At 64.9% G+C, this 13,820-nt stretch carries 12 protein-coding genes; all 12 read left to right on the top strand.

What is annotated here, in order from left to right; all coding sequences use genetic code 11:
- Positions 1–1,079: 1,079 nt before the first annotated feature.
- The 12 genes from ACFCV8_RS02805 (at position 1,080) to ACFCV8_RS02860 (ending at position 13,819) form a co-directional block, all read left to right on the top strand.
- The gene (locus ACFCV8_RS02805) at positions 1,080–2,774 is read left to right on the top strand and encodes an ABC transporter ATP-binding protein (protein WP_376683447.1); all 1,695 of its coding nucleotides are present in this window, start codon (positions 1,080–1,082) and stop codon (positions 2,772–2,774) included.
- A complete protein-coding gene (locus ACFCV8_RS02810) occupies positions 2,771–4,564 on the top strand; it encodes an ABC transporter ATP-binding protein (protein WP_376683448.1) in 1,794 nt (597 codons plus the stop codon). Before ACFCV8_RS02805 ends, ACFCV8_RS02810 begins: the two co-directional genes overlap by 4 nt.
- A gap of 56 nt (positions 4,565–4,620) precedes the next feature.
- Positions 4,621–5,655 carry a glycosyltransferase gene (locus ACFCV8_RS02815; RefSeq protein WP_376683449.1) on the top strand — a complete coding sequence of 345 codons (1,035 nt, stop codon included), beginning with the start codon at positions 4,621–4,623 and terminating at the stop codon, positions 5,653–5,655.
- Entirely contained in the window at positions 5,652–6,923 is a 1,272-nt protein-coding gene (locus tag ACFCV8_RS02820) for a glycosyltransferase (protein ID WP_376683450.1), read from the top strand. Before ACFCV8_RS02815 ends, ACFCV8_RS02820 begins: the two co-directional genes overlap by 4 nt.
- Entirely contained in the window at positions 6,916–7,647 is a 732-nt protein-coding gene (locus ACFCV8_RS02825; protein WP_376683451.1) for an SDR family NAD(P)-dependent oxidoreductase, read from the top strand. The genes ACFCV8_RS02820 and ACFCV8_RS02825 overlap by 8 nt, the downstream gene beginning before the upstream one ends.
- Before the next feature lie 21 nt (positions 7,648–7,668).
- Positions 7,669–8,877 carry a sedoheptulose 7-phosphate cyclase gene (locus ACFCV8_RS02830; protein ID WP_376683452.1) on the top strand — a complete coding sequence of 403 codons (1,209 nt, stop codon included), beginning with the start codon at positions 7,669–7,671 and terminating at the stop codon, positions 8,875–8,877.
- The gene (locus ACFCV8_RS02835; protein ID WP_376683453.1) at positions 8,877–9,596 is read left to right on the top strand and encodes a cupin domain-containing protein; all 720 of its coding nucleotides are present in this window, start codon (positions 8,877–8,879) and stop codon (positions 9,594–9,596) included. Before ACFCV8_RS02830 ends, ACFCV8_RS02835 begins: the two co-directional genes overlap by 1 nt.
- A gap of 409 nt (positions 9,597–10,005) precedes the next feature.
- Positions 10,006–10,605, top strand: coding sequence for a VOC family protein (locus tag ACFCV8_RS02840; RefSeq protein WP_376683454.1), 600 nt, complete (start codon positions 10,006–10,008; stop codon positions 10,603–10,605).
- Complete coding sequence (locus tag ACFCV8_RS02845) at positions 10,602–11,510, top strand: TIGR03619 family F420-dependent LLM class oxidoreductase (protein WP_376683455.1); 909 nt, start codon at positions 10,602–10,604, stop codon at positions 11,508–11,510. The genes ACFCV8_RS02840 and ACFCV8_RS02845 overlap by 4 nt, the downstream gene beginning before the upstream one ends.
- Positions 11,507–12,280 carry an SDR family NAD(P)-dependent oxidoreductase gene (locus tag ACFCV8_RS02850; protein WP_376683456.1) on the top strand — a complete coding sequence of 258 codons (774 nt, stop codon included), beginning with the start codon at positions 11,507–11,509 and terminating at the stop codon, positions 12,278–12,280. The genes ACFCV8_RS02845 and ACFCV8_RS02850 overlap by 4 nt, the downstream gene beginning before the upstream one ends.
- A complete protein-coding gene (locus ACFCV8_RS02855) occupies positions 12,277–12,843 on the top strand; it encodes an NUDIX domain-containing protein (RefSeq protein ID WP_376683457.1) in 567 nt (188 codons plus the stop codon). The genes ACFCV8_RS02850 and ACFCV8_RS02855 overlap by 4 nt, the downstream gene beginning before the upstream one ends.
- A complete protein-coding gene (locus ACFCV8_RS02860; protein ID WP_376683458.1) occupies positions 12,836–13,819 on the top strand; it encodes an NAD-dependent epimerase/dehydratase family protein in 984 nt (327 codons plus the stop codon). The genes ACFCV8_RS02855 and ACFCV8_RS02860 overlap by 8 nt, the downstream gene beginning before the upstream one ends.
- Position 13,820: the final 1 nt, after the last annotated feature.

The raw sequence follows: 13,820 nt of genomic DNA on the forward strand, positions 1-13,820 counted from the left end.
CGATCACGATGGCCCGCCGACCTGACGGTCGGCGGGCCATCAACATGCTGGTCACTACCGCTCTTCCTGCCTCCTTGAAGATCCAGTGAGGTGGAAGGAAGAGGGGGACAGTCGAAATCATTCGGACTCATCAGCCTGCCGCAGGATCCGGGGGACAGGTACGTGGCCATACGCGCTGCCGTGGGGGTGGTGCTGACCGCCGCCGAGCGCCTGGCCCGTTCGGTCCCGGACGGACGACGCTCACGCCCAGGTACACCACGCCCAGTCCGGGAAACGGCGACTTCAGTCGCCCGCGACGGCCGCGCCCGGCATCTCGCGTTCATCCAGGTTCGACGACCCGGCGGTGGCGGCCGAGCCGCTGCGAGGACTCGACGCCTCTCCGGGGCCCGCGGAGCGCGGATGCACCCGCCGCCCTCAGCCAGCTGGGCATTCCGCGGATGAGCGGCACCACCCGCCGGAACAGCACCCACAACTCATCCGGCATCAGACGCCCCACCGGATCCGTCATGGACATCTCAACGAGTGATTACGTCACGGCGAACAACGCCTGAACCGGTCGCCCCGGAGAAGACGACGCCAGGCATCGCCCACACAGCTGCCACTACCGAGAACACATCCCAGGGCGCGAATCACCATTGGCGCGATAAGCAATAAATCACCATGAACGCGACACACCAAGATCAGACATTTTCGCTAACTAGTCAACAAAATTGAACATCGATCCCATGTCCGCCGCATCACCAACAAGCCTCACCATTTCCAGTTAATGACTCGATCCTTTCGAGCGGAATCCCGCACCGCCCGGATCTGGGCACCTCTTGACGGAGCACATCCCTTCAGGTGATGATCATGGTCGCAGAAAGCGCTTACCTACTTTTGTCGAATCACCTGGAGTACGTCTTCGGTCATCCCGAGAAGTGTCGGAATGATGGAGTGTCAGCAGGGAAAGGAATAGCCCCTTGCAGCCCACCGGTAATCTCCTGCGCCGAGGGATATCGGTCCTTCTCACATCGGTCCGTTCCGAGCCTCGAGTCTTCACAGCCGCAGCTACTGCGAGTGGCATATACGCGCTCCTCACCGTGGCAACTGCGCGGGTATTGGGAAAAGTGACGGACGATGTAGTCGTGCCCGCGCTCCACAAGGGTTCCGTTCCGGGCGCTCAGCTGACCGAAGCGTGTCTTACGCTCGCAGCTATATCCGTTGTGTCAACGTTTGCTTTTCTCGTCAGACGACTCCTTGGCGGGCAACTACAGTTTCGCCTTCAGGCCACATACCGTCGGCGTGTGGCAAGCCGCTACATAACTGCTCCGTACCCGTGGCTCCAGCGACGTCCGGTAGGCGAAATGCTGGCTGTAGCCAATTCTGACATCGAGGCCGCTTGGCTGCCGATCGCCAGGCTTCCACTATTGTTCAGCGTGGTCGTTCTGCTGGCGGCGTCCACCATTGACATGGTCCTCACCGATCTCGCCTTGGCGGGAGTCGGAATTCTCCTCTTCCCCGCGATTCTTTGGCTGAACCGCACGTACCAAAATCTCTCCGCGCAACATGCGATCACATCACAAAAATACCGCGGGGAAGTAAGTTCCATTGCCCACGAGAGCTTTGATGGATCTCTCGCAGTTAAAGTTCTCAGAATGGAGGACCGAGAAACGGAAAGGTTTCGTGAATCGGTATTCCGGCTGCGCAGTTCCAATATTGCTTTCGGACGCGCTCGATCGTTCTTCGAGCCAGCGTTGGAATTGCTTCCCAACCTCGCTGTTCTTGGCGTCATCCTGGTCGGTGCAGTGCGGATCCGGAGCGGCCATATTGCCGCCGGTGACGTCGTACATATCGCTTACCTTGTCACAGTGATCACCTTCCCTTTGCGGATTATCGGGAACGTCTTCAAGGACCTTCCGCGATCCGTCGCCGGGTTCGATCGCGTTCAAGAAATTCTTGCTCAAGAATCTCCCTCCGAACCGGATGAACAAATTTCCCGGCACACAGAGGGCACAGGTTCCAGAATGCTCGAGCTGGACTCCGTCTCATTCGTCTACCCCGGAGGCAATTCCAGGGCGGTGGATGGAATCGGGCTGGCGGTCGCCCCCGGAGAGGTCGTCGCGCTCGTGGGACCAACGGGATCCGGAAAGAGCACGGTGGCCCATCTCATGGCCGGCCTCATAAATCCAACGGGCGGAGCTGTGCGGTTGCACGGCACTGATCTGCGCTCCGTGCCCAGAGACGAGGCTTGTGACCGTATCTCTCTGGCAGCGCAGCAGAGCTTCCTCTTCGACGACACGGTGCGAGCAAATATCGCACTGCGGGGAGAGGACGATGATGAGTTGGTATGGCAGGCACTGAGAACAGCCGACGCCGAGAGCTTTGTCCGGGCATTGCCTGATGGCTTGGATACTTCGGTAGGCGAAAGAGGGTCGAGATTTTCCGGAGGGCAGAGGCAGCGTCTCAGTCTCGCTCGTGCGCTGCTCAGGAAACCGGAACTTCTGATTCTTGACGATGCGACATCTGCAGTGGACGCGGAGGCAGAAGAAACGATTCTGCGCAAACTGCAGAATTCCAGCCTCACGTCGGCAGTTCTGGTAGTCAGTTCCCGTCGTTCGGCTATTGATATAGCTGATCGCGTCGCATACATGGCCCATGGGAAAATCTTGGACCAGGCTAGTCCGTCTGAACTGTATCAGCGGTGCTCCCCCTACCGCACTCTCATCGACTCCTACAGCGTTCTCAGAACCCCAGGTTCACAGCAGACGAAAACGCACACAGCAGGTGACCTATGAGTTCCGATATGAGTTCCGACTTTTCCATTGGAGAGGCCGAGGGAAGCGGTCGGTCAATCTTGGCCCGCGGCCTCATGGCGTCACACCATTTCACTGACGGGATCATCGTCACGCTGGCCCTGGGTGCGATCGGGGCGGCCGGAAGGGTCGTCATCCCCATGGCCATCCAGATGGCAACTGATGACGGCATAGAGAGCCCGGGTGGCGTGGATGTGCCTGTCGTCGCCATGTGCGTTGCACTGGCCGGAATAGCAGCCGTCATTGGCGCGCTTAGTTCTGCGGCCATGAATTGGCGTCTTTCCCGGAGAAGCGAGGCGGGTATTGCCGAACTGCGTGTCGAGGCATTCCAGAGAGTCCATCGTTTGTCTCAGCTACGCCTTCAGGGCGATCAGCGCGGGGCTCTTGTTTCACGCGTCACCGCAGACATTGATGCAGTGACAAATTTCCTCCAGGACATGGGTCTGGCGGTGATTATCAGCGTCATGCAGATGCTGTTCGCGATCATCCTCATATCCACCTACTCCTGGGAGCTCGCCGCTCTCGTGCTCGTGGGGTTCGTTCCGCTCTTCGTCCTGGTTCAATCTTTTCAAAAATTGACGAAACAGCGATTCGATGCCGTACGGAAGAGCTTCGGGAGGATGACCTCGGTAATCTCCGAGACTCTCGCCGGCGCAAGCGTGATCCGCGCATACGGCATACAGGGGCCTGCCAGTAATCGGATCGACCACGCGGTGGAGGATTTGAAGCACCGGCAGTGGAAAGGGCAGCTCATAACGACTCGTACGCTTATCGCTGGAGAGTTGATCCCCGGTCTCACGACAGCCGGAATTATCGCGGTGGGTGTGATTCTCGGAACGCACGGGCAAATAACCGTCGGCGCATTGATCTCGGTGCTCTTCCTTATCCCGCTGTTCGTGACGCCGGTGCAGTTGGGAGTGGAGATCATCAACCAGACTCAAGACGCCATCGCCGGCTGGCGGCGCGTGCTGGGCCTTCTCGATACCCCCATCGATGTCACAGGGCCTGAGGTGTCTGCCCGTGACACCCCCCGCAAGGCCGGAGCTCTCGAGTTCCAAGGCGTCAATTTCTGCTACCCGGACGGAACTCCGGCGCTGCGGGACGTCTCGGTGGCCATCGCGGGAGCGAGCAAGGTGGCCGTCGTCGGCCACACCGGATCCGGCAAGAGCACCTTCGGAAGCCTGATCGTTCGGCTCGCGGACCCCAGCTCGGGTGTCGTGACGCTCGACGGCGAGCCGCTGGGCGCCATTCCTCTCCAGGAGCTCCGGCACCGCGTGGCCCTGGTCCCCCAAGACCCGTTCCTGTTCGACAGGACAGTCGCCGAGAACGTGCGCTGCGGAAGCCCCGGGGCGGCGGACGACGACATCCGGGAAGCATTCGCAGAGTTGGGGCTCAGCGACTGGCTCGCGGCCTTGCCGGCCGGGCTGGATACTCCGGTCGGTGAGCAGGGGGCCGGACTCTCTGCGGGAGAGCGCCAGTTGGTGTCACTCGCCCGGGCCCACATCAGTGATCCGGATGTCCTGATCCTGGACGAGGCCACGTCTTCGGTGGACCCTGCGACCGAGGAGCGCATCCAGCACGCCATGACACGACTGGTCGATGGACGTACCGCCCTTCACATCGCCCACCGTCTGTCGAGCGCGGAGAACGCCGATCGCGTCCTCGTCTTCCACTCGGGGCGCATAGTCGAGCAGGGACCGCACGACTCACTGATTCAGCAGGGTGGCATCTACCGGGGTCTGTACGACTCATGGGTCAAGAACACCGCGTAAATGCGCTTTTGTTCTCAAAAATCCTCAATCCATCCGACCATGTGAAGGTCTTCAGCATGCCCTCTCCCACCGAGCGGCCGAGTGTCGCCGTGATCATCCCTGTACGCAACGGCGCGGAATTCATCGATGCGGCGCTCGCTTCCCTCGCCACGCAGACCACACCGCCGAACGAGGTGATCGTTGTCGACGACGCCTCCGAGGACGACACCAACGCCCGGATACTCCGGTGGCAAGGCCTGCTTCCGCTGCGTCTGATCACGTTCACCGAACGGTCCGGGACCTGGCGGGCGCGGGACACGGCCATATCCGAGGCAACTTCGGAGCTGATCATCCAGCTCGACGCGGACGACATCCTGTTGCCGCAGCACGTTGCCGTGATGACCGAGGCGTACCGGCGCACCCCGGGTCTCATCGCCCCGCATCGAATGCTCCTCTCGGGCGACTCGGGGAGCGTCCCGGAAGCCATCGCCGAGCGGCTGCCCGACGCCGGCGAACAGCTCGCCCAGATGCTGATCCTGAGCTTTCTCGGTGTGGGGACGCTTTTCAGCAAGGAGCTCTACGAGACGGTGGGCGGATACCGCCCCTGCAGCTGCGCCGAGGACTGGGACCTGTGGATCAGGATGTCCGCGGCAGGCGCCGTCATCTCCAGGCCTGAACAGGCCACCTACATCTATCGGATGCACCCGGCGAACATCTCGAGCACGGTGCGCCGCAGGGAGACGGATCCCGAGATAATCCAGCGCTTCCTGGACACCTGCGAGGACCCCGCCTACCGGCAGGTCGCCCAGCTCTCCCTGCTGGTGCGCGGTGGCACGAAGCGCCTGATGGATTTCGTACGGAAGGCAGGCCCGGCCGGCGACTCCTTCTGGCACCCCGATCTGGGCACTGTGCACATCAGCGAGGAGAGCGGGAGCACTCCTCAGCTCCTGCAGATCACTTCTCCCGGGGGGCAGGACCCCTTCTTCACCGCGGAGCTGGACAGCCACGGGTACCTGACGCACTGCCGCGTCAACGGTGCCTCGCCGCTGCTGACCAGCTGGCCCGAGTTCGGAGAGCACTTCCGACGCGGCCGCTCGGCGGATGCCCGATGAAGCTGTGGCACGTCAATACGACAGCTCGTGGCGGCGGCGTGGCCGAGATACTCGACGCCCTGTGCAGGTTCCCTCAGCCGGAATCGCAACTGACGCACTGTCGCTTCGTGACCAGTCGGAACACCGATGTGTTCACTGCGACAAAGCGCATCCATCACCGCCTGCACGGGGTGGATCGGGGAGGCCTGCCCGACGAGCGCGAGCACGCTGTCTTCCTCGAGTTCGCCGAACAGAATGCGTTGCGTCTGCTCCCGCACCTCGCCGCGCAGGACACCGTACTGCTGCATGATCCGCAGACACTCCCTCTGGCACCGATCCTTGCGGAGGCAGGGGTGCCCGTGGCGTGGCGCTGCCACATCGGCACGGCTGCCATCAACAACGTCGCCGACGAGACCTGGCAGTACCTCAGCCGCTTCTGGCCCCCGGGCATCACGCTGATCTTCAGCCACCAGTCGCTTGTGCCGGCTCAGGCGGCAGAGCATCGCGTCGAGATCGTCCCTCCTTCCATAGACCCGGCATCAGCGAAGAACGAGCTGATGAGCGCCACCGAGATCGGCGATGTTCTTGCGTCGGTGGGACTGACCGGACCTCGGTCGGCACCGGTGCGGCACGATCACGAACTGGTCTCCGAGGGCCGGTTGGGCTCGGACCCGGTGATTCTGCAGGTGTCGCGCTGGGATCCGCTGAAGGACATGGAAGGGGTGCTGCGGGCCTTCGCCGGCTCCGCGTTGCACCGTTCGGCCCAACTCGTCCTGTGCGGTCCCTCTCCGCAGAGTGTCGCCGATGATCCCGAGGCCAAGACGGTCCTCGAGAATGTCGTCCGGCAGTGGAGCGGTCTTCCCACTGCCATCAGGAGCCGCGCCCACCTGGTGTGCACCGCGCTCGATGACGAAGTGGGCAATGCGCGCGTGGTCAATGCCCTGCAACGACGGGCGGCCGTGGTCGCCCAGCGCTCTGTACAGGAAGGCTTCGGCCTCACGGTGACCGAGGCGATGCTCAAGGCCCGCCCCGTCGTGGCAACCCGTGTCGGGGGGATTCCGAGTCAGATCGCCCACAACGAGACGGGGCTTCTGCTCCGCGGGTCAGCAGGGGACGACGAGTTCTCCGAGGCGGTGGACTGCCTGCTCAACGACACGGCCAGGGCATCCGGGCTCGGCCGGGCAGCCGCAGCCCATGCGGCCCAGCACTTCACCACCAGCCGCGAAGCATCCGATCACCGGCGGATCTTCGCCCCTTCCTTCCACCGAAACGAGGAGCGCATTGACTGACGCCGGCACCCCCCGATCGGGCCGCAGCGGCCCCGTCCTGGTTCTCGGAGCAAGCTCCGGGTTCGGCTTCGCGCTTGCCCAGCGCCTGCACAGCAGCGATACGCCGGTCATCGGCGCCGCTCGTTCGTCGACCCCGCCCGGCACCGCCTTCGACTACCGGCAGGTCGACGTCACCGACGACGGCCAGATGACCCGGCTCGTGGACAGCGTCGTCCAGGAATACGGCATCCCCTACGGAATGGTGTACTGCCCATCGAGTACCGCAGCCGTGGGCCATTCCTGGCAACTCGACATCGAGGATCTGTCCGCGCTGTTCGATGTCACTCTTCTGGGATTCGTCCGCGCAGTGAACCGTTGCCTTCCGCTCATGGCCCAGAACGGTGAGGGCAGCATCGTGCTGGTCGGCTCGCGGGCCGCACGGGTGCCCGTGGAGACCCTCGCCGGCTATGCCTCGGCCAAGGCCGCCGCGGAGCAGTTCGCGCGGTGCCTGGCCCAGGAGGCCGAACCCTTGGGCGTACGTGCCAATGTCATCGGGATCTCGGCCGACACCCCGCTCGCTCGCAGGCATCTCGACCTGCGAGCGGACACGCTCGGTCGCACCGAGGCGTTCCCCGACCTCCCGGCGGTGGAGGACAACCTCGCACTCGCCGAATTCCTGCTCACTCCGCAGGCCCGGTTCGTCACGGGACAGACGATCGAAGCCCGCCAGCCGCTGTGGACCTGACCCCCTTCCAAGGAGCTTTCCATGACGCATCCTCCCGCCGTCCTCACTGCCCCTCGCCCATTCGAAGAACCCGCGCTGACAGGCTCGCCCACCGGTTCCAGTTGGCGTGTCTCCTCGGCTCTTCCGGTCTCCTACAGCGTCCGCACGTGCCAGGACCTGCTCGATCCCGGCAATGACGACCTCGAGCGCGAGGCATTCGGCGGATCTTCACGCCGCCGCCTGGTCATCGTGGAACAGAAGGTCTTCGACCTGTACGGAGCACGGCTGCTGGCCTACCTGGATCACCGGAACCTTGCCGGCCACGTGGTGTCCCTCGCAGCTGATGAGTCGGTGAAGAACCAGCATCTGGCCAACCGGGTCGTCGAGGCCATCGACGGCTTCGGAATCGACCGCAAGCGCGAGCCGATCGTGGTCATCGGCGGTGGTGTCCTGCTCGACGTCGTGGGCTGGGTGGCCGGCTCCTACCGCCGCGGAACCCCCTACATCCGTATTCCGACCACCCTGATCGGGCTGGTGGACGCAGGTGTGGGCATTAAGACCGCCATCAACCACAACGGCCACAAGAACATCATCGGCTCGTACCACCCGCCCGTCAGCGCTCTGCTCGACCCGCAGTTCCTCGCCACCCTGCCCTCCCGGCATGTCAGCAACGGCATGGCGGAGATCGCGAAAATGGGATTGATGTGCGACGTGGCTCTGTGGAAACTCATCGCCGCGCAGCCCGGCGAACTCATACGTACGGGCCTCGGGTCCACGGATCTCTCGATCAGAGCCGACGCTCAGGAGATTCTCAGCCGCGCCATCCACAGCATGCTGGCCGAACTCCAGCCGAACCTGTGGGAGAAGGACCTGCAGCGCCTCGTGGACTTCGGCCACACCTTCTCCCCCGTGCTGGAGATGGCAGTGCTGCCGGAGCTCCTGCACGGCGAGGCCGTCGCTCTCGACATGGCGCTGTGCTGCGCACTGTCCAACCAGCGTGGCCTGCTCGCCGACGGCCCCCTCGAAGAGATCATGTCCACGCTGTCCCGACTGGGCCTGCCGGTGAGCCACCCTGCGACCACCCCGGAACTCCTCGTCCGTGGCCTGGCCCAGGCGACGGCTCACCGGGGCGGGATGCAGCGCATTCCAGTGCCCGTGGAGCCCGGTTCCGCGGAGTTCCTGGAAGACGTGACGAACGACGAGCTCGTCGACGCGCTGACGCGAGTCCGGCGGATCGCGAGGGATCTCTGATGTACATCGTCGAAGGCATCAACGGCACCTGGGCCACGGTGACCGGGGTCCATGGCGCGGCAGGAAAGAGCGGTTGGCGTCAGCTCGTACCGGGACGCCCTCTGCGGGGCCCTTGGGAGGGAGTGGAACTCGCTCGTCTGGCACCCGGTGGAGTCAGCGGGCTGCACCGGCACACGAGGACGAACGAGATCTATCTGGTGATCGGCGGCGAGGGTGAGCTGTCGCTTGACGGCCGTACATGCCCCATGTCTGTCGGCCATATGGCGCTGACGACCCTGTCGAGCACCCACGGCATCCGTAACACCGGACCGGGCGACTTCCACTGGCTCGTGGTCGAGGTGCCGGCAGCAGCCGCTCTCCACCCGGTTACCAATCCGAAGGAATCAACAGACGTGACTTCTCCAACCGCTCGAATGCACCCCGTCGACCTCGCGGCCCTCCAGCACATCGACCTGCGCCCCTTCGACGCGGCTCCGCTCCTCGACGCCCACTACGAGCAGTTGGACGAGGACGCCGTGGTGGACCTGCTGGCGGAGAACTGCGAGATCTTCGGCTACCTCGTCAGTGGTGAAGCCACCATCTCCGACGCCGATGGCAGCCACGCACTCGCAGCGGGTGTCGGCGTCACCCTCACGCTCGGGGAGAAGGCCGAGCTCCGCGCGTCCAGCGAAGCCACTTTCTTCTGGGTTCGCTCCCAAGTCGAAGGCGGAGAGCAGTGATCATCACACCGGCACCCCCGGCGTTCCGGGAGTCGGCAGGAACGCACTGGGCCTCCCTGGCACGCCGGGGAATGCTCTGGTCGGAGGTCCAGGTCATGGACGTCACGGCAGCCGACTCGGGAGAACCGGGTCCCTTCCTCGACCCGGACTGCCTGGAACTCGTCTACTGCAGCCGGGGAAGCGCGACGTTTCGCATCACAGGGGCCTGCGAAGTGACCCTGCTCTCGGGACAGATGATGCTCATCGCTCCCGGGGACGAACCTGCCCGTGCGACAGCTGCGGAAGGTGGCGCCGAACTGCTTCGCATACGGCTCCTCCCCCAGGCCCTCCACGCCCGGATTCCGGCCCGCTGGCCCGGACTCGAGTGGCCTTCACCACCAGTTGCCCTCGGGTCCGGCGAGGCCCCCGCATGAACATCGACGAGATCAATTCCCACAAGGGCGACGGGATCCCGTCGGCTCGCAACGTGGACCACGTCGCCTTCACCGTGCCGGACCTGGAGAGCGCCTGCAGGTTCTTCGTCTCCCATCTGGGTGCCGTCCTGCTCTATGTCGAGGGACCGATCAGCCGGGGAGAGTGGATGCGGGAGCGCTTGAACGTGCATGCCGCCGCCAGCTGCCGGGTGGCCCTCCTCCGGATGGGGCCCACCTTCAACCTCGAACTCTTCGAGTACCACAGTCCCGACCAGAACACCGGCATGCCTCGCAACAGCGACATCGGCGGGCATCATCTGGCGCTTCACGTCGATGACATCGACGCGGCTTTCGCCTACCTCCGGAAGCTGGAGGGGGTGACCTGCCAAGGCGCGCCGGAGCTCATCGAGGAGGGGCCGATCGCGGGAAGCCGATGGCTGTACTTCACCACCCCGTGGGGGCTGCAGATGGAGCTGTGCTCTCCCGCGTCCCGCCTTCCGTACGAGGATGGCGTCGCGGCGCGCCGCTACGGGCCGCATCGCGGATCGTGGTCCGGCGACGGCCTGGACGGACAGCTCCAGGAGCGGGCCGGATGACCCGCCCCGATACCGATGGGCAGCTCGAACTCGGCGTCGCCCTGCCGACCAATCGGAAGCGGCTCACCGGCAGAGAACTGCGACGCATCGTAGGGAGGCTGGAGGACGCCGGCTGCACCTCGCTGTGGGTGAACGACCACCTGGCGGCATTCCCCGTAGGGGCGGAAACCTATCCCTACTCCCCGACTGGCGAGATCACGTGGGATCCGGGCCTGCCGCAGTACGAAGCCCTCACCACCTGTGGCTACCTCGCCTGTGTCAACGATCGAATGAAGATCGGCACATCGGTGCTCGTACTGCCTCAACGGCATCCGGTCGAGGTGTCCAAGGCAGCCGCCTCACTGGCCGACCTCAGCGAGGGAAGATATCGTCTCGGCGTGGGGGCGGGCTGGTCGCGCCGGGAGATGGCACTGCTCGGCTGGGACCCGGCCACGCGCGGTCGGCGCATGGACGAAGAGCTGGACATCATCCGTGCGAGCTGGGGACAGGGACGCCGGGCGGCCCGGTGGGAGCACTACGACATTCCTGACGACGTCATTTACGAGCCCCAGCCCTCGCCCGGGACGGCGCCTCCCGTCCTGGTGGGCGGGATGTCCCCCGCAGCAACCCGGCGAGTGCTGGACTACGGCGACGGTTGGCTGGCAGTCGCCCCCGGCAATGACCCTGCCGCTGTCGCGCGGGCAGGGGCGAAGCTCGCCGAACTGCGCAGCGATGCCCCGCGCCCCCTTCAGGGCGTACTCAAGATCGCGCTCAAGCACCCTGGCGGCCAGGACGTGGCGCAGCTCGTCGAGCGGGCAGCCGACGACGGTTGGGACGAGATCTCGTTCGAATTCGACGACTGGGCGCTCGATGAGACCTGCGCCCTGCTCTCCACGTGCCGCTCCCGAGGAAGGACCGTGTCATGACCTCTCCCGATCCAGCATCGCAACGCACACCCAGATGCCTGGTCATCGGAGCAACGGGTGCTATCGGAGGGGCCGTTGCCCAGCACCTCTGCGCGACAGGCGCCCGCGTGACCGCGACCGGCCGTACGGTGCCCACCATCGCTGCTGCTGATGCCGCTGCTTACCACGGTGTCGAACTCGACGTACGCGACCCGGAGGCCATCACCCGCACGGTGGCGGAGGCCGCAGCCTGGATGGGCGGGTTGGACGCGTTGGTGTATTGCCCGGGTGTTGCTCACGTCGGCGCGCTCGAAGACCTCGCCCCCAGCCAGTGGGACGAGATCTTCGAAGTCAACGTCCGTGGCTTCGGCCTGGCCATCGCCGCGGCACTCCCCCACTGGCGGGCCGGGAAGGGCGGCGTCGCAGTGGCGATCTCCAGTCAGGCCGGGCAGCGGGGACAGTCCCTGATCGGCGCCTACTCGGCCTCCAAGGCGGCGCTGGACGGCATGGTCCGCGCCCTGGCAGTCGAACTGGGGCCGACGGTACGGGTGAATGCGGTGGCTCCGGGGATTGTCGCCAGCGACATGATCGCGGAAGATTTCCGCCGGCAGGCGGACCGTGAATCCTGCTCCGAGAGCGAGATCGAGGCGCGGACGCTCAGGCGCATTCCGGCGGGCCGGTTCCAGGAGCGCAAATCCATCGCCGCCGTGGTCGGCATGCTGGTGAACGGACCGGCGGCGGCAGACATCACCGGACAGATCTTCGCCGTCGACGGAGGGATGACGTCGTGATCGAGACGCTGGGCAGCACGGCCGTGTACGCCAACCCCTGGATGACGGTACTGGAAGACCGCGTCCTGCACGCATCGGGGCACGAAGGGATCTACGGCTACGTCGACAAGCCCGACTTCGCCCTGATCATCCCGCGTTCAGCCACCGGTTTCTGGCTGGTCGAAGAGTTCCGGTACCCCGTTCAGGCGCGCAGATGGGCCTTTCCTCAGGGTTCCTGGCCCTCCGGGACTTCCGGAAACGAAGCCGATCTGGCCCGAGCCGAACTGGTCGAGGAAACCGGCTTGCGAGCCGAACGCCTTCACTGGCTGGGGCGCCTGGACACAGCTCACGGAATGACCAACCAGGGCATGCATGTGTTCGTCGCCGAGGAACTCAGCGGTGGAACACCGCGCCGTGAGGTCACCGAGGCGGACATGCGCCACGAGCACGTCACCGAAGAGCAGCTCACCGAAATGATCAACCAGGGACGTTTCGTCGACAGCGCCAGTCTGGCCGCGTACCTCCTGTATCTGCACTGGCGGGGGAACCGCCGCACCACTTCGGAAGGACCCGAACATGACTGACGTCCGCGGATGGCCCACTCGTGATCTGCGCCGAGCTGCGGTCACGGGGGGAGCCGGCTTCGTCGGCCAGAACCTGATCCGTACGCTCCTGGCCGCTGGGCTGAGCGTCCGCAGCGTCGACAACCGTCCCGCCCCCCCGATGCCGGGCGTCGAGGCGGTCACGGCCGACTTGCAGGACCAGGCCGCGGCCCGCGAGGCTCTGGCGGATGTGGATGTTGTCTTCCACCTGGCGGGCAATCCCAGCGGGACCGTATCCGTGCAGAACCCTCTGCTCGACTTCGCGTCCAACGCAACCGTGGGCATCAACGTGCTGGAAGCCGTCCGCCACCACGCCGGTACGCGGCTGCTCTACCTCTCATCGGCCATGGTCTACGGGCGGCCCGAAACCTCGCCCTGCGAGGAGCACGACCGCTGCCAACCGTTCTATCCGTACGGCGCCAGTAAACTCTCCGTCGAGCACTGGCTCAACTCCTACGTTGCCACCTACAACATCGATGCCAGTTCGGCCCGCGCCTTCGTCGTCTACGGACCCGGTGAAGACCCTCGCCGCGCCGGAGCGGAGGTCGGCCAATTCCTGAGATGGCAGCTCAACGGCATGCAGATCCAGGTCGTCGGTGATCTGGACATCAAGGCCCGTGATTTCGTCCACGTCGACGACCTCTCCCGTGGCCTGCTCGTCGCGGCCCGCGCCGGACAGCCGGGGTCTGTCTACAACGTCGGCTCGGGCACGCGCCACTCGCTGCGTGAACTGATCGCGCTGATCGAGGCAGCCACCGGGACCGCCGCGGACGTCGCCGTGGACCGCAGCGACCTGACGGACAGCTACGCCCTCGTCGCCGACATCACCCGGCTGCGGGAACTGGGCTATGAGCCGCAGGTGTCCCTGGCGGACGGGATCAAGCAGTTGGCCGATGAACTCGGTCCCGCGCCCGCTCCGCCGCAGCTGGCCACGGTCCTGACCGCGGAAGGACGCTGAC

The organism is Streptomyces sp. NPDC056347 (assembly GCF_042262625.1).
GTDB lineage: Bacteria > Actinomycetota > Actinomycetes > Streptomycetales > Streptomycetaceae > Streptomyces.